Genomic DNA, 16,324 nt, shown 5'->3' with positions numbered 1-16,324 from the left:
GGCGCAGACGTTCCCTTCCTGCATGTTGCCTTTAATCGTAGCCGATTAAAGGACAAAAACATGCAGCAATTCAAAGTGCTACAGCGACCTTAGCGCGTCTGATAAGACGCGCGACGCTGTAGGCATCTTAGATATATATTATATAGATCAAGCCCATTCCGGCGGCAAGAATTCAAATCAGTTTGCAGATAGATTTACTATGAAGCTGACCGTCGAGCGTGTTGCAGAAACGGGCATTGCGGTTGCCGGACTGCTTTCGTACCGCCGATGACATCCCCGGCGACAATCGCTCCCGTCCCAGCGGCAAACCGGGTCGATCGCTGCGGCGGCAGCGATCCTCGGACGGACAGCATTTAGGTCTCGGCCGACTGTCAGGCGGCCTGGATGGAATCGTCGACGATGACGACCGGGCGGCCCATGGAGCAGGCCTCGACGCGGGCTTCGACGCGATAGACGGATTTCAGCATCGCGGCCGTGATCACGTCCGGCGTCGCGCCGCTGGCGATCACCGATCCGTTGCTGATCACGATGGTGTCGTCGCAATAGCGCAGCGCGTGGTTGAGGTCGTGAAGCGCGATCAGCACCGCCATCCCGGATTGCGCCGACAACCGCTTCATGAAGCCGAGCACCTCGATCTGGCGGAAGAGATCGAGCGCGGATGTCGGCTCGTCCATCAGCAAGACTTCGGGCTTGCGCACCAGCGCCTGCGCGATCGAGACGAGCTGGCGCTGACCGCCGGAAAGTTCGCCAAGACCGCGGAATGCCAGGTCATCGATCCTGAGTGCGGCGAGCACACGATCGATTTCGGCAAGCTCGCCGTCCTTGACCTTCCAGCCGGAGGATCCCTGCTTCGCTGAAAGCAGGACCGACTCGTAAACGGTCAGCACTGCATTCGCCCCGGTGTCCTGCGGCATATAACAGATCGCCTCCGGCCCCTTCGCCGTATCGGAGAGGTGGACGAGGCCGGGGCCGCCAGCGAGCCCGGCGATGCGCTTGAAGAGCGTCGATTTGCCGGCGGCATTCGGACCGATCACGGCGGTCAGGCCACCACCCCGCAGCATGCCCGTATTGACGTCGGACAGGACCACGCGCCGACCGTATGTCGCGCCAAGCTTTTCCAGCGTCAGGGCTACCACGAGCGTCTCCTGTTGGTGAAAATCAGGACGAAGAAGAAGGGAACGCCGACGAGCGCCGTGATGATGCCGATCGGCAGCACCGCGCCGGGGATCAGCATCTTGCTGACGACGGACGTCACCGAGAGCAGGAGCGCACCGCAAAGAACGGACGCCGGCAGGAAGAAGCGCTGATCCTCGCCGACCAGCATGCGGGCGATATGCGGCCCAACGAGACCGACGAAACCGATGGTGCCGACGAAGGAGACGGGGATTGCCGCAAGCAGGCTGACTGTCAGCATGGTTTCGAGCCGCAGGCGGCGGACATCGATGCCGAAGCTCGCCGCCTTGTCGTCGCCAAGTCTCAGCGCCGTCAGCGCCCAGGCATGGCGCGCAAAGAGCGGCACGGCGACGAGGAGCACTGCGCCGGTGATCCAGACCTTCGGCCAGGTCGCCTTGGTGAGGCTTCCCATGGTCCAGAACACGACAGCGGCAAGCGCCTGCTCCGACGCCAGATACTCAAGCAGCGACAAAGCCGCATTGAAGGTGAAGACGAGGGCGATGCCGAGGAGTACGATCGTCTCCACTGTCACGCCGCGCATGGTCGAGGCGAAGTGGATGAAGAGTGCCGCCACCATCGCCATTAGGAAGGCGTTGATCGGCACCATGTAGTGAACGGCGACTGGAAAGATCGCCACGCCGGCGACGAGGCCGAGCGCCGCGCCGAAGCCGGCGGCGGCGGAAATGCCGAGCGTGAAAGGGCTCGCCAGCGGGTTGGCAAGGATCGTCTGCATTTGCGCACCCGCCACCGAGAGCGACGCGCCGACGGTGACCGCCATCAGCGCGATCGGCATGCGGATGTCCCAGATCACCACGCGAAGCTGGTCGCCGACCGTCTCCGGCCGGAACAGGGCCGCGAGCACATCGGCGAGCGGATAGTTCGCCGGCCCGAGCGCCATGTCGACCGCGACCGACACGAAGAGCGCCGTGACGAGAGAAGAGATCAAGAGCAACCGACGCAGGACGAGGGCGCGGTAACGCCCGCGCCCCTCGACAGCGGAGAATTCTCCCACAGCCGCAACCATCATTCACCCCCTTGCCGAAGCGAAACGAAATAGCCGGGCCGGTAGGCGATCGGCAGGAATGTTTCGTGAAACTCGCGGAAGGTGCGGTCCGGATCGATGTCGGCGAAAAGCTCCGGGTGGAACCACTTGGCAAATTGCTGGATCGGCACGAACTCATAGGGTGCGCCGTAGAACTGGTGCCAAACGGCGTGCACCCTGCCCTCTTTCACCGCCTTGAGCGTCGTGAAGCCCGGCCGCTGCATCAGAGCCGCCAGCCTTTCCCGGGCCGCCGCCGGTTCGGCGCCGCGGCCGACATTGACGAACTGGTTGATGTCGGACTCGGCCGCCCAGTTGCTGCCGGTGACAATCACATGCTCCGGATCGGCGACGACGAGTTGTTCGGGGTTGAGATCGACGAAGGTTGTTGTGGTCACATCCGAGCCGATATTGTGGCCGCCCGCCTTTTCCACCATCTCGCCGAAATTGGCAGGCCCAAACGTCCTGCAGCAGGCGGTTTCGCCGGTGATGCCGGGCGAACGTTCGATGAAGACCTTCGGGCGCTTGATCGCGCCGGCTGCCGCCAGACGGTCGGTCACCAGCGCGATCTGGGCCCGACGCCACGCGATGAATTCCTTCGCGCGTTCCTTCGCGCCAAAAAGCGCGCCGAGGATTTCGACGGATTTCACGCTGTTCTTCGCCGGGTCGACGCGGAAGTCGAGAAAGACGACGGCGATACCGGCGGCGGCCGCCTTTTCGATGAAGCCGGATTCCTCGACCGCCTGCTGTGCTTCAAGGTTCAGCGTCAGCACGTCCGGCTTCAGGGCGATTGCCGCTTCGAGGCTGAAGTCGCCGCTCGGTATATAGCCGAACAGCGGCAGGTCCGCGATCGCGGGAAAGCGCTCGCGATAGGCAGCGTAGGAATCCGGATCCTTCTTGATCAGGTCATCGCGCCACCCGACGATCGTGTCGAAGACATGCTCGCCCCTCAGCGCCGCTGCCACGTGGATCTGCCGCGCCTCGCCGAGCAGCACCCGCTTGGCCGGGAGTTCGAGCTCGATCCGGCGGCCGGTGACATCGGTGATTTCCGCGGCCATCGCAGGTGCAGCGATGAACACGGCTAGGGCGGCCAGCGCCGGGAGAAGTTTCTTGAAGAGCGACATATGCAACCCTCGTGACAGGCGCGCCGGAGGCCCCTTCCCTCCGGCGCCCAATCCTTTATTGACCGACATTCAGCGAGATGAAGTAGCCACCCTTGTAAGGCAGCGGCAGGAAGCGCTCGTGCAGTTCCTTGAACGTCGCCTCGGGATCAAGATCCTTGAAAAGGTCCGGGTGCAGCCACTTGGCGATCTGCTGTACGGCGACGAACTGATAGGGGTTGTTGTAGAACTGGTGCCAAATGGCATGGACGTTGCCGTCCTTGACGGCTGTCACGCCGGTGAAGGCCGCACGCTTGGTCAGGTTCTCAAGCTTCCGGCGTGCTTCCGTCTCGTCGGCGCCATAGCCGACACCGACCCAGGCGCCACCCGGCACGTAACCCTGCCAGTTGCCACCGGTGATGATGATCTGATCCGGGTTGGCGGCGATGATCTGCTCCGGATTGACCGTGCCGAACGTGCCCGGGATGATGTCCTTCGCCATGTTCACGCCGCCGGCGAGTTCGACCATCTTGCCGAAATTCTCATTGCCGAAGGACATGCAGCAATCGTCGGAATAACCGCCTGCGCGTTCAACGAAGACGAGCGGCTTTTTCGCGTCAGCCTTGGCGAGCACGTCGGTCACCCTAGCGATGTTGTCGGCGCGGAACTTGATGAACTCCTCGGCCTTTTCCTCTTTGCCGATGAGCTTGCCCATAATGCGCATGCTCGGCTCGGTGTTTTCCATCGGCTTCTCGCGGAAATCGACGTAGACGAGCGGAATGCCGACCTTGCCGAGCTTTTCGATGTACCCGGCCTCCTCCGTTGCTGTCTTGGCGTCGACATTCATGAGCACGACGTCCGGCTTCAGAGCCACAGCCTGTTCTATATCGAAGGTTCCGTCCTTCATGCCGCCGAAAGCCGGCAGCTTGGCGATGTCGGGGTATTTTGCGAGGTAGGCGGCATAGCTTTCCGGGTCGGCCTTTGACAGGTCGTCGCGCCACCCAACGACGCGCTTGAACGGCTCTTCCCGGTCGAGCGCGGCGAGGAAATAGATCTGGCGCCCCTCGCCGAGGATCACGTGCTCGACCGGCACCTCGACCTCGACGTCCCGACCGGTGACGTCCCTGATCTTGACCGGTTCGGCCAAGGCCGGGGCCGTAAAAAGGACGCACGAAACCATGGCGGCGGTGGCCACCCTGTTGAAAAGCCTCATTGTTCTTCGCTCCGCTAAAAAATTGTGGCGATCTAATATTTCATGACTTTATCAGTCAACATTTATCTTTTAGAACGCTTCCAAACCTGCGATTTAGGGGATCGGAATGAGCGACGTGGCAGAGCGGCGGAACTATAATCTTCGCGACGAAATCAAGGCCTACTGGTCGGAACGTGCGGCAACCTTCGACCTTTCTCCCGGGCACGAAATTTTCTCCGAGGAAGAGCGCGCGGCGTGGCACCGGCTGATCCGGCACCATCTCGGAGAGGGCGAAGGCCGCATGGCGCTGGATCTCGCGAGTGGCACGGGCGTTGTCTCGCACCTGCTTGATGATCTCGGCTTCCAGGTGACCGGCCTCGACTGGGCCGAGCCCATGCTCGAGCAGGCGCGCAACAAGGCGCGCGAGCGCCGGCGCAAGATTTCGTTTCGCATGGGCGATGCCGAAAACACGATGGAGCCGGACGAGCACTACGACGCGGTGGTCAACCGGCATCTGGTCTGGACGCTGGTCGACCCGGCCGCGGCCTTTGCGGAGTGGCTGCGCGTCCTGAAACCGGGCGGCACGCTGCTTGTCGTCGACGGTGACTTCGTCAACACGAATGCATTGGAGCGGCTTTTCTCAAAGCTCAGCGCCTGGGGCCAGCGCGCCGGGCTTCTGAGGGCTGACACGCCATCCGGTTCGCGCGAGATGATGGAGACCCACAGGAGCATCCTCTCCCGCGTCCACTTCTCGCAAGGCGCGCGAGCCGAGGAGGTGGCCGAACTCCTGCGCAAGGTCGGATTCGTCGACGTCGAGATCGATACCGATCTCAGCGAAATCCATCGGACGCAGGCGAGAAACTGGAATTTTTTCAAGGCGCTCGCACGCAAGAGCCAGCACCGCTACGCAATCCGGGCAACCAAGCCGTCAAGTTGAAGGGTGCTCTTTCGCAGTGTTCCGCCCCCGATTTGCGTGAAACTATCTTTCTTCAGCCTGCTCGGCCAAACGCTTGAGGCCGGGGATGTCACACAGGACGAGCTTCTGCCGACCGCCCTGGACAAGCCCCCGTCCTTCCCAGGCACTTAAAATCCGCGAAACGGTATGCAGCGTGGTGCCAGTCATTTCGGCGATATCCTGCCGTGAAATCGGGAAATCGATGCGCACCCCGCTCTCCTCCCGCCGGCCGGCCTTGTCGGCAAGCCGCAGCACCGCATGCGCAACGCGCCGTTCGACTTCCTCGGTCGACATTTCCCGGATTCGGGTATGCGCCTCATCCAGCCGTTGGCCGATCGTATGCATGGCGTTTACGGCGAGGTGCGGGTTCATCTCGACAAAGACGTTCCAGAGTTCCGTCGGCCAGGCAAGCACCAGGCTTTCGGTCGCCGACGTCGCGGTTCCGGGATAATCGTTGCGCTGAAGGGCGCGGGCAAAACCGAAGAGATCGCCGGGATTGACGACGCGAACGATGATCTGTTGGCCATCCCGCGTGACCTGGGTCACCTTCAGGCGTCCATGCAGCAGCAGGTAGAAGAAATCCGCCGTACCCCCCTGCTCGAACACCGCCTCGTTCTGCGGAACGCGCCGGACGGTCGCGTGGGCCAGCAACTGATCGAGCTCCTGGTCGCTCATCTTCTGAAACAATGGGAGTGATTTTACGAGTGTTCGGTCGAGCGCGGCCACGTCGTTCCTTGTCATCTGCCGTTCCGAGATGGCGGCTGCTATATCATACAGCACCTGAGCAAGAAAGGACTGCCCGTCGTCCGCGCGGGCCTCAACGGCCGGCCCGGACGGCATGTGCGCTGTCATACCGCACCCTCGCGACGACGTTCGAAGGCATAGAGCAACCGGGCATACCAGCGATCGTCGCGCACCAGGCGGAAGCCGAGATTGTCCGGCGGAACGCCGACGGCACAACCGCCGCTCTTCGGCTCGCGCACAAAGAAGCTCATCGACGCGCGGTGCTTGCCGTCGACGACATAGATGCCGCAGGCGGGCTGTTCCTTCAGCACCTCGCCGTGCTCGCCGATCGTCACACGGCGATGGCAGGTCCTGGTCCATTCCCAGACATTGCCGCCGACATCCGCCACGCCGTATTCGTTCTCGCCGAACGTGCCGCGCGGCTGGGGCCGCGGATCGGGCGACTTCTCGCGGCTCGCCTCACGCTCATAGTCGGCGAGCCAGCGGAGCGCCGGATTGCCGCTTTCGGCATCTATCCCCAACGCATCGTCGGGAAATTTGCTGCCGGCGGCGAAGGCCCATTGCTCGTCGGTCGGAAGCCGCCAGACCTGTCCCGTCTGTGCCGTAAGCCACTTGGCGTAGTTTTCTGCATCGCTGTAGTTTACGCCCGTGACAGGGACGTCCTTACCGCCATTTGCGGCCTCCGACGCCTCGCAGGCGCCATCCTCGACACAGCGGCGATATTCACCGTGGCTCACCTGGTACTTGGTGATCGCGAAGGGTGCCCTGAGCGCGGCATCGACCAGAGGCGCGTCGACGGCCAATCCGCGTTTCAGGAAGTGCCCCTCGGCGCGATAGCGCATCTGCCTTGGCCCGATGACGACGGTCTCCGGCCCTTTGATCGCAAGGCCGGAGACCGGCCCCACCGGATCGAACAGGCCGAGTTTCGCCGACAGTGTGACGCCGAGCGCGACGAGCAGAGCCGCCGGTACAGTCAGCGAGAGGATCGACGGCGAGGTTTTCCGGTTCTTCTTGCTCATGGCTTGGTTTCCGGATGGGACACTTGTCATAGCCGACGCGGGAGATCTGGCAGCCCCGCGGCGGCACTTCGTAAGTATCAGCTTACATCGATGCCGGTTTGACCACCGACGTCATCAGGTCGTCGTTCCATTCGCCGGTGACCTTGAAATGGCCGGCCGCGCCGAGTTCGAACGCTTCGATCAGATTGTGGTTGACGTAGGCATAGATGCCGGGCTGCCGGAATGTGTAGAAGGCCGCGCCCGCCGTGCCGCCGGGGATGAGCCATGTCTCCTGATCGAGGTCCGGCGGGTTGCGGAACTTGCCGGTCGCCCAGACGTAGTCACCATGTCCGCCGATCAAGTGCGGCCGCGTATCGCGGTTCGCCTGCGAATGGATGATCAGCACCCGTTCGCCGACGGCAGCCGTCAGCGCGTTCTCGCCGGTAAGCGCCCCAACGGCGCCGTTGAAGACGACGTGCGTCGGGGTCAGCGTACGCATGGCCTTGACCGTGTCTTCGTAGGCATCGCCGGGCGTTTCGTATTTCTTGAAGTTGCCGGCCTCGTCGCGCGGCACGTAGAAATCCTGCTCGCCGACATAGTAGATGCGGTCATAGGTGAGCGGTTGGCCCTTTTCGTCCTTGAGGCCGTCGCGCGGCAGCACCATGATTGCGCCGTTCATGCCCGAGGTGACGTGCCAGGGTACCATGCCTTCCGGCGCGCAATGATAGACGAACACGCCCGGCTTGGTTGCCTTGAAGCGCAGAACCGCCTCTTCGCCGGGATTGACCTTCGTCAGGCCGCCACCGCCGAGCGCGCCGGTCGCGGCGTGGAAGTCGATATTGTGCAACAGCGTGTTGGTGTCCGGGTTGATCAGCGTGAGTTCGACATAATCGCCCTCGTGGACGACCATCAGCGGGCCGGGGACCGAGCCGTTGAAGGTCATCGCGTTTATTTCCGTTCCGTCGCCGTCGATCACCAGCTTCTTTTCCTGAATGGTCATCGTGAATTCGACGATGCGGGGGCCGGTTTTCGCCACCTGGTCATGCGAATGGACGAACGGCGGGGTAACGAGATCCACCTTCACGCGCGGCAAGGTCGAAATGTCGACCGGCGCGGTGGCCGCGGCTGCAGGCGCCGCCTGCGCCGTCGCCGTCTGCAAGAGTGGCGTCAAGGCGCCTGCAAAAGCCGCGCCGGCAAGAACCGTCCTGCGAGTCATCTGAAGCTGTTCACTCATCATCGCTCTCCTTGAGCATGATCACGGCGCCGGGATTGGCTGCCGAAAGATCAAGCCGATATTCAACGTGTTACGGTCGCCAATACCTCTCGGCCGGCTCACCGTTGCTTTGCTCGCTGCTTTTTCAGCGTTCGTATTCCAAGTAGAACCAAATCCCATCGACATCTTTGTCTTGGAACAAACGTTTCCCGCCGGCTTGGGTATTTTGGAGAATTCACGTGCGCACTTTGTCGCACCTTCACCAATACTTGCGTATCAGCAAAGCGCCCCAATACTTGCGTTTTCGCAAAGAATGGACCTCCCCCCATGGTACTCGGTGCCATCCCGATATCGGTCGGGATCCCGCAGACAGGATCGGACGATGTTTCATATGCGCAGCAAATCGCCGCCCACTGGCGGCATCCCGCGCGGGCTTGCCACCACCGGGCCCGTTCTCTTCTCCTATGGCTTCAGACCGTTCTTTCTCGGCGCCGGTCTCTGGGCGATCGGCGCGATGGCCGCGTGGGTCGCGGCGCTGAGCACCGGCATCGACATCGCGGGGGGCTATGGCGCCGCGCACTGGCACGCCCATGAAATGTTGTTCGGCTTCTCGTCCGCCGTGCTTGCAGGCTTTCTTCTGACCGCGGTACCGAACTGGACCGGCAGGCTTCCCGTATCCGGCCTGCCGCTCGCCGGGCTCTTCGGCCTCTGGGTCGCGGGCCGGTTGGCGCTCCTCGCAACCGATCTGCTCGGCCTGATGCTGGCGGCTGTGATCGAGGCACTGTTTCTTCCGACGCTACTCGCGATCTGCGCCCGTGAAGTGATCGCGGGGCGCAAATGGAAGGACCTGAAGGTCGTCGGCGGGCTGGTGCTTCTGTCCTGCGCCAACGTGCACTTCCATCTCGCCGTGCTGGCGAACGCCAATGTCGATACGGCTGCAAGGCTGGCGATCGGGGCATACGTCATGCTGATCATGATCGTCGGGGGACGGATACTGCCGAGCTTCACGCGCAACTGGCTGAACAAGTTCGGCCGCAGCGATTTTCCGACACCTTGTAATCGCTTCGACACGGCCACCATCCTGACGGGCATTGCCACGCTCGCTTCGTGGGTGCTGACGCCGGAACATGTGCTCACCGCCGCAATCGCGACGATCGCATCCGTGCTGCACATGGCCCGCCTGCTTCGCTGGCGCGGCTGGACGACTTATCCCGAGAAGCTGCTCGTCGTGCTGCACGTCGCCTATGCCTTCGTGCCGCTGGGATTCGCCGGGATTGCCGCAGGCGCGCTTGGCGCAGTCGGGGAATATCCGGTGCTGCACATCCTGGCCGTCGGCGTCATCGCGTGCATGATGCTGGCGGTGATGACCCGCGCAAGCCGCGGACACACCGGTCGGCCGCTGACGGCGTCGCCGATCACCAGCGCATCCTACGTGGCGATCATAGGCGCGGCGCTGCTGCGGCCTCTCGCAGAAATCGTGCCGACCTACTACCACGTGCTCGCCGCCGCATCGGGCACCTTGTGGATATGCGCATTCACGCTGTTTATCCTGGAATACGGGCCGATGCTGGCGTGTAACCGCCGCTCACCGCGCGGCGCAGCCTGAGATCCGTTCGAAGCTGCGTCGAACCCCTGTGACTCTCGCCGGCGGCAGCGCCCCGCCGGTGGTTAGCTACTGCTTGAGTCGCAAGATAGCCTTCCGCGCTTCCTCAGCCAGGGCGTGGTCCGGGTGACGGCGAATGAAGCGTTCATAGGCTTCGACCGTGTTCTTCGCCTTCACCCGTTCGAACTCGGACCTGACGGCGACTTCAGGATCCGGAGGCTTCTGCATCTCTACCCCGCCTGCTTTTGTTGCGCCTTGCACGAAGATCGACGTCCCCATCACGAGGATGGCGAGACCGACCGATTTCAATAATCCACGCATGGCCACAAAAATGTCTCCAATTTTATCGATCGGCTTATGAGAATCGTATCTCGCGGCGGCTATTGTCCCGGACGCGAGCTTCCAGGCGCTCAGCGCCATCACGTCAAGATCGGGAATTTGCATGAGCGGAACGGGCAAATCCATCAAAATTGTGAAGCCAACCGGGAACAGCCTGATTGATGGAGTGCTCTCGAATGCGGCCTGGTACGGCACGATCACCTATGCCTTTCCGACAGCCGCCGGCAGCTACAGCTACAGCGGGGAAAAGAACAGCGGCTTCGCTGCCGTGTCGACCGCTCAGAAAAACGCCGCGCTCTTCGCCATGGAGCAGTCCTTCGGTTCCGCCGCCAATGACGGCTTTTCCGTCGAGGGCTTCACCAACGCCAGCTTCGCGCTTGGCAACGCCAGCACCGCGTCGGTTCGGTTCGCGCAGTCGAACCTGCCCAGCACCGCCTATGCCTATTACCCGGGCACCTATGCCGAAGCCGGCGACGTCTGGTTCGGCACCGCCTATGCCGGCACCGTCAACGACTACCGCACGCCCGTTGCCGGAAACTACGCGTGGCACACGCTGCTGCACGAGCTTGGTCACGCCCTTGGCCTGTCGCACGGGCATGATCCCGACGACTTCGGGGCGCTGCCCGCGCAATACAATTCGATCGAATTTTCGGTCATGACCTACAGCGGCTTCATCGGCTCCGGCAACGCCTATTGGTACGAGCGCTTCGGTGCGCCGCAGACCTTCATGATGGCCGACATCGCCGCGCTGCAGGAGATGTACGGCGCCGACTTCACAACCAACAGCGGCAATACCGTCTACAAATGGACACCGGGCAGCGGCGCCACGCTGGTCAACGGCGCGACCGCCATCGCCCCAGGCGCCAACCGGATTTTCGCGACCGTCTGGGATGGCGGCGGAAACGACACCTACGACCTTTCGGCCTACAGGACCGGGCTCAAGATCGATTTGCGCCCCGGCCAGGCCTCGACCTTCAACGCCGACCAGCTCGCCTATCTCGGCGGCGGCCCGAACGACGGCTTTGCCCGCGGCAATATCTTCAATGCCCTGCTTTACCATGGCGACACGCGCTCGCTGATCGAAAACGTTCTGGGCGGATCGGCCAACGATTCGATCATCGGCAACCAAGCCGCCAACACAGTGCGCGGCTATGCCGGCAACGACGCGCTGAGCGGCGACCGCGGCAACGACTTGCTCGACGGCGGCGTCGGCAATGACAGCCTGTATGGCGGCGCCGGAGCCGACAGGCTGGTGGGCGGGACCGGAGCCGACAGGTTTCTCTTCAAGTCGCTTGCGGAAACGACCGTCGCCACCACCGGCCGCGACACGATCTACGATTTCGTCGCCTCGCAATCCGACAGGATCGACCTTTCGACGATCGACGCCAACACGACGGTGACGGGCAACCAGGCATTTGTCTTCGTTGGAACAGCCGCGTTTTCCGGCGGCAAGGGCGAGCTACGCTACGACCGCGCGGCCTCCGACACCTATATTTATGGTGACGTCAACGGCGACAGAAAGGCGGATTTTGCCATTCATCTCGATGATGCCGTCGCCATGCAGAAGGGCTACTTCATTCTCTGAGCGGGATTGCCGCTTCGATGAAGCGCCGGCGCCGTGGCCATCCTGTCCGGCGTCCAGGGCGGCTCGTAGGTCAGCCGCACCTCGGCATATTCGACGCCGGGGACAGACCAGACGCAGTTCTGCACCGCCTCCTTGAGGAAGGCCGTCGCGGGGCAGCCCTTCACGGTCGTCGTCATGGTGACACGCACGACGCCGCCTTCCTGAACCTCGATGTCATAGATCAGACCGAGGTCGACGACGTTCGATCCCAGTTCCGGATCGATGACGATTCGCAATGCGTCGCGGATCCGCTCGACCAGTTCGTCGTTATCAGGCGCCGACATGATGAGCTGGCTTTCCGGCGCGAATGAGGATGCGATAGACCTCGCCGGTCACATCGAAGTTTCCGGCCCAGCGATGACCGCGCTTCGCGAGCTCGGGATAGAGGAGAAGCGGCTCGCGCGAGAGCAGCGCGAAAAGCACTTCGCCGACTTCCATCTTCTCGAGCGCGGCAAGGATGCGCACCATAGGCTCCGGCGGATCGAGGTCGGTGAGGTCGAGCTGCCGTGCCGGATCCGGCCATCCATCCAGATCCATGTCCCCGGCCGACATGCGGATGTCGTCGACCTGTCCTTCCGGGGTAAACAGCACTGCCCAGTCGCCATTGCCGAGGTCCTCCTCCTGGTGGGAAAACCCGCGCCCGGCCATGACGCTGAAAAGCGGCACCGGCCGGAACGAGGCGATGAGCCTCAGGCCTTGTCCGGGAACGAGGTTGTCGACGGCGTTCATGATCACCTGAAAAGGATCACCGCCGCCACGCAATATCGGCCGGACGTCAAGTGCATGGGGTTCAATGGTCATGGTTGTCTCCACAACGGAAGGGACGGCAGGAAAAGGTGCGGACGAACGGCACCTGTCGGCAAACGGAGAGTGGCGGGTACGTTCGAAAGCCGGCGCGCGCGGGTGAACTCAAGGACAAGCACCAAGATTGCGACCAATTGGCAAAGGCTGGCAAGCCGGAAAAGCGGTTGCGCACCGACCGAGAGACTGAGGGTTGCGACAAGCACCGATGCATAGAATGCACGAAACCAGCCAAGCGCCCGCCTTTCGACGACCAGATCCTGAACACGCGGTGTCGGGGTGCGGCCGAGCGCCGGACCATAACATTCGAGCCAGGTCATGAAGGGAATGATCTTGTAAAGCTGCGCAAGACCCATGCCCGTCAGCCATCCGAAAGCTACGAGATAAACGAGCGAACCGATACCCTGTTCCATACGGTCGGTCACGAGCAGTCCAATGAAAAGAACGGTCGCGGCTGCGAGCGCGCAGAAGGCACCGATGCCGGCGCGGGCGTTGAGTTCGATTTCCCGCCTCCTTCGCTGCCGGTAGATCCGGAGGATATCGCTGGCATAGACCACGACGGCAAGCACGCCGAGAAGGGCGGCAAGGAGCAACAGGGCGAGACGGCCGAACGAGCCCGTCAGAATGAGCGGAACGACGCCCGTTACGAGGCCAAGCGCAGCGCTGCCGGACAGCCAGACGATCCTGGTGCTGCGACGCTCGGTATCCGGCGAAAGCATGAACATGGTCAAGAGACGATAGCTGACGCCCATCGTTGTAAAGGTCAGCCAGCCGCCAAGGCCGAGTACGGCATGCAGCGAGACCCCTTCCAATGTGAGAGCGATCGCCGCGCTGGTCTCCACCACGCCGCCAAGGACAAAGGCATAGGTTCCGCCGAGCAGCACCGTTACGACCAGTGCGCCGAGACCGACGACGACGAACCGCGCGGTGAGCGGCAGCGGACGGGCGCGCCACAGCGTCACCGCGAACGGGATTCCGACACAGGCAAAGCCGGCTATCGTCAGCACTGCCGCCACCGGAAGCACGACAGGCGGCAGATCGATGCTGCCGGAAAGCCCCGCGAAGCCGAAGACCAGGCCGGCGATGCCCGTTACAAGAAGCGCCAGCGCGGGAAAGGCGAGATGGGCGCAGCAAAGCGGCCGGCCGACAAGGACCGGCACGAACTGCAGCAGCGCGCCCGCCATCAGCAGGCTCAACCAGCCGAGCGCGATCGTGTGAACCAGCGCCAGGGTCTCGGGCGCCTCAATGGCCGCGGCCGGATATCCGTAGCCGAGCACCATCATCGCCTCGCCAATTACGAGAAAGGCGAGTGCGGCCGCAAAATAGGACATGGTCCAGCGGGAAAGCGTGGCCCCGAACATCTTCATTCACCTGGTTGACCGGATCACGTGAAGCAATCGGGGTCACGTGATCGGTTCTCATAAGGAGCGGAACTCGGTGGCTCAATGGCTACCGCAGCAGCATTCGCAACCGGAGGCCTCATGGCGCCCGATTTCGACGCGCCAGACGTCAGGTCCCTGCTCCAGATACTCCCAGAAGAATTCGCCCGGATGTCTCGCTTCGAGCTGGTAATGGAGCGGTCGCGGGTCGTGGTCATTGATGAGAATGAGAGAACCACCTGTGGCGAGAGCATTCAGCATGCCGAAAATTTTCGGGTGGCGTTCCACCGGCGGAATGGTCCGGACGTCGATGAAGGGCTTTGATTCCGTTTCTGCAGTTGTCATGAGGGATCCGTTCGCCGCCGCCGACATTGTTCAGTTCTCCAGGGCAAGGCGGCGTGACCGCCCCGGACTTGAGAAAACTAGTCGGCGCCGCAACGCGACATTTTGTCGAAGCGCAAACAAATTCCGGATTGAGCAAGACATCCGTTACTTGGCTTTTCGCAAAGAACGGTCCGGCATCGCAGCCTAGAGTCGGGTCATGAATTCCGACATGACCACAGGAGCCGCCATGCACGCCTCGATCCTTCAGAAGTACGGCGAAATGCGCCTGCCGCGTTACACAAGCTATCCGACCGCGCCGCGTTTTGCGGACACGATCGACTACGAGACCTATTCCGGATGGTTGGCGGCGATACCGCGCGAGCAAGACGTATCGCTCTATCTGCACATCCCCTTCTGCCGTTCGATGTGCTGGTATTGCGGCTGTCACACGACGATCACCCGGCAGGACGATCCGATCCTCGACTACCTCGCCGTCCTGAAGGACGAGATCCGGATGGTGGCGGGCGGCACCCGTCAGCCGCTTCCGGTCGGCGAAGTGCATTTCGGCGGTGGCACGCCGACGATCATCGAGCCGGAGGAATTTCTCGCGCTGATGAATTTGTTGCGCGAGCATTTCTCCCTCGCCGGTTCAACCGGCATCGCAGTCGAAATCGATCCGCGCCGGCTGACGGTCGAGATGGCGGAAGCGCTTGGCGCCGGTGGCGTCACCCGCGCCAGCCTCGGCGTGCAAAGCTTCGATCCGGTCGTCCAGAAAGCCATCAACCGCATCCAGAGCGAGGCGCAGACGGCAGACGCCGTTCATCATCTGCGCCGCTCCGGCGTCGAAAACCTCAATTTCGACCTGATCTACGGTCTACCGCATCAGACCGTCGGGTCCTGCGTCGCAACCGCTAAGGCGGCCCTGGCGATGCGGCCGGAGCGCTTCGCCGTCTTCGGCTATGCGCACATCCCCTCCTTCAAGAAGCACCAGCGCATGATCGACGAGAACGCACTGCCGGATGGTGCGGCCCGTAACGCCCAGGCGATGGCGATCAGCGAGACGCTGGTTGCCGCCGGCTATCGGCAGATCGGCCTCGATCACTTCGCCCTGCCGCACGACGACCTCGTAAGAGCCCAGGATACCGGAAAGCTGCGGCGCAATTTCCAAGGCTACACCACCGACAATTGCGAGACGCTGATCGGTTTCGGCGCGTCCGCCATCGGCCGCTCGCAGGAAGGCTATGTGCAAAACGAAGTGGCACCCGGCCTCTATGCCCGCCACATCGCGTCCGGCCGCCTGGCGACCGCAAAGGGTTATCGCCTTACCGGCGAAGACCGGATGCGGGCTGAGATCATCGAAAGACTGATGTGCGACTTCACCGCCGATATTCGAGCGATCGCCGCGGCCCACGGTTTCGACGCTCGTCCGCTTATCGAGGGCAACGCCAAGCTCGCTGCGCTTGCCGAAGACGGCGTGCTGGATGTTGCAGGCGGCGTCATCCAGGTACGGCAGGATCACCGCTTCGTCATTCGTGCGGTCGCCGCCGCCTTCGACTCCTACCTCGAGCAGTCGCAAAGGACGCACAGCAAGGCTGCGTGAGGAAAGGGTGCGGCAAGCGAAAGGCTGACCCAAAGCGCGGCTAATGTTTGCCACCCGAAATGCAATCGGGTCGCCATCCGGGTCTCGCGCGATGAAGGTGCGGGCTCCCAACGGCTGTCCTCAAGCTCTGGTGGAATGTGACGCCTGCACTTTGATCACGGGAATGGCGGCTTCGCGTGGCCGAAGGGAGACATTTTCTCATGCGCGGGAGGAGCGGAGGGGACGCCCTTGCTCCGTCCT

At 62.6% G+C, this 16,324-nt stretch carries 16 protein-coding genes; 4 read left to right on the top strand and 12 right to left on the bottom strand.

Features of this window, described 5'->3' with window-relative positions:
* Positions 1 to 371 precede the first annotated feature (371 nt).
* The 4 genes from QA637_RS20185 to QA637_RS20170 are packed head-to-tail and all read right to left on the bottom strand — an operon-like array spanning position 372 to position 4,525.
* A complete protein-coding gene (locus tag QA637_RS20185; RefSeq protein WP_153439965.1) occupies positions 372 to 1,136 on the bottom strand; it encodes an ABC transporter ATP-binding protein in 765 nt (254 codons plus the stop codon).
* On the bottom strand, positions 1,130 to 2,200 hold the full coding sequence (locus QA637_RS20180) for a FecCD family ABC transporter permease (RefSeq protein WP_153439966.1): 1,071 nt from the start codon (positions 2,198 to 2,200) through the stop codon (positions 1,130 to 1,132). Before QA637_RS20180 ends, QA637_RS20185 begins: the two co-directional genes overlap by 7 nt.
* Positions 2,197 to 3,336, bottom strand: coding sequence for an ABC transporter substrate-binding protein (locus QA637_RS20175; RefSeq protein ID WP_283066483.1), 1,140 nt, complete (start codon positions 3,334 to 3,336; stop codon positions 2,197 to 2,199). Before QA637_RS20175 ends, QA637_RS20180 begins: the two co-directional genes overlap by 4 nt.
* A 55-nt stretch (positions 3,337 to 3,391) precedes the next feature.
* Complete coding sequence (locus QA637_RS20170; RefSeq protein ID WP_283066482.1) at positions 3,392 to 4,525, bottom strand: ABC transporter substrate-binding protein; 1,134 nt, start codon at positions 4,523 to 4,525, stop codon at positions 3,392 to 3,394.
* Between the two features lie 106 nt (positions 4,526 to 4,631).
* Between QA637_RS20170 and QA637_RS20165 the strand changes: the two genes are divergently transcribed.
* On the top strand, positions 4,632 to 5,441 hold the full coding sequence (locus QA637_RS20165) for a class I SAM-dependent methyltransferase (protein WP_153439969.1): 810 nt from the start codon (positions 4,632 to 4,634) through the stop codon (positions 5,439 to 5,441).
* A 42-nt stretch (positions 5,442 to 5,483) separates the two neighbouring features.
* Here the strand turns inward: QA637_RS20165 and QA637_RS20160 are convergent, their stop codons facing one another.
* From QA637_RS20160 to nirK, 3 genes are all read right to left on the bottom strand, one after another.
* Positions 5,484 to 6,200 carry a Crp/Fnr family transcriptional regulator gene (locus QA637_RS20160; RefSeq protein ID WP_283066480.1) on the bottom strand — a complete coding sequence of 239 codons (717 nt, stop codon included), beginning with the start codon at positions 6,198 to 6,200 and terminating at the stop codon, positions 5,484 to 5,486.
* A gap of 107 nt (positions 6,201 to 6,307) precedes the next feature.
* Positions 6,308 to 7,222, bottom strand: coding sequence for an SUMF1/EgtB/PvdO family nonheme iron enzyme (locus tag QA637_RS20155; protein ID WP_153439970.1), 915 nt, complete (start codon positions 7,220 to 7,222; stop codon positions 6,308 to 6,310).
* Positions 7,223 to 7,304: 82 nt separating this feature from the next.
* Positions 7,305 to 8,435 (bottom strand): copper-containing nitrite reductase, encoded by a 1,131-nt coding sequence (nirK, locus tag QA637_RS20150; protein WP_153439971.1) that lies wholly within the window; start codon positions 8,433 to 8,435, stop codon positions 7,305 to 7,307.
* A gap of 361 nt (positions 8,436 to 8,796) precedes the next feature.
* Here nirK and QA637_RS20145 point away from each other — a divergent pair, with 361 nt between their 5' ends.
* Positions 8,797 to 10,020, top strand: coding sequence for an NnrS family protein (locus QA637_RS20145; RefSeq protein WP_283066478.1), 1,224 nt, complete (start codon positions 8,797 to 8,799; stop codon positions 10,018 to 10,020).
* A gap of 66 nt (positions 10,021 to 10,086) precedes the next feature.
* Here the strand turns inward: QA637_RS20145 and QA637_RS20140 are convergent, their stop codons facing one another.
* Complete coding sequence (locus QA637_RS20140) at positions 10,087 to 10,557, bottom strand: hypothetical protein (RefSeq protein WP_283067398.1); 471 nt, start codon at positions 10,555 to 10,557, stop codon at positions 10,087 to 10,089.
* Here QA637_RS20140 and QA637_RS20135 point away from each other — a divergent pair.
* Positions 10,460 to 11,941, top strand: coding sequence for a M10 family metallopeptidase (locus QA637_RS20135; RefSeq protein ID WP_283066476.1), 1,482 nt, complete (start codon positions 10,460 to 10,462; stop codon positions 11,939 to 11,941). The two genes, QA637_RS20140 and QA637_RS20135, sit on opposite strands and share 98 nt — an antisense overlap.
* Here QA637_RS20135 and QA637_RS20130 read toward each other — a convergent pair.
* The 4 genes from QA637_RS20130 to QA637_RS20115 form a co-directional block, all read right to left on the bottom strand.
* Complete coding sequence (locus QA637_RS20130) at positions 11,926 to 12,264, bottom strand: metal-sulfur cluster assembly factor (protein ID WP_283066474.1); 339 nt, start codon at positions 12,262 to 12,264, stop codon at positions 11,926 to 11,928. The genes QA637_RS20135 and QA637_RS20130 overlap by 16 nt on opposite strands.
* A complete protein-coding gene (locus QA637_RS20125; RefSeq protein ID WP_153439973.1) occupies positions 12,251 to 12,781 on the bottom strand; it encodes a DUF2249 domain-containing protein in 531 nt (176 codons plus the stop codon). Before QA637_RS20125 ends, QA637_RS20130 begins: the two co-directional genes overlap by 14 nt.
* The gene (locus tag QA637_RS20120) at positions 12,778 to 14,142 is read right to left on the bottom strand and encodes a hypothetical protein (protein WP_283066472.1); all 1,365 of its coding nucleotides are present in this window, start codon (positions 14,140 to 14,142) and stop codon (positions 12,778 to 12,780) included. Before QA637_RS20120 ends, QA637_RS20125 begins: the two co-directional genes overlap by 4 nt.
* Positions 14,143 to 14,223: 81 nt before the next feature.
* On the bottom strand, positions 14,224 to 14,505 hold the full coding sequence (locus QA637_RS20115) for a DUF2249 domain-containing protein (protein ID WP_153439974.1): 282 nt from the start codon (positions 14,503 to 14,505) through the stop codon (positions 14,224 to 14,226).
* Between the two features lie 226 nt (positions 14,506 to 14,731).
* On the opposite strand from QA637_RS20115, the gene hemN reads away from it, so the two are divergent.
* Positions 14,732 to 16,084, top strand: a complete 1,353-nt coding sequence (hemN, locus tag QA637_RS20110; RefSeq protein WP_283067277.1) for an oxygen-independent coproporphyrinogen III oxidase — start codon at positions 14,732 to 14,734, stop codon at positions 16,082 to 16,084.
* The last annotated feature ends 240 nt before the right edge of the window (positions 16,085 to 16,324 follow it).

It is taken from the genome of Sinorhizobium terangae (assembly GCF_029714365.1).
Taxonomy (GTDB): Bacteria; Pseudomonadota; Alphaproteobacteria; order Rhizobiales; family Rhizobiaceae; genus Sinorhizobium; species Sinorhizobium terangae.
Note: the sequence above shows the minus strand (reverse complement) of the source record. Positions and strands in the feature narration are given on the sequence as shown.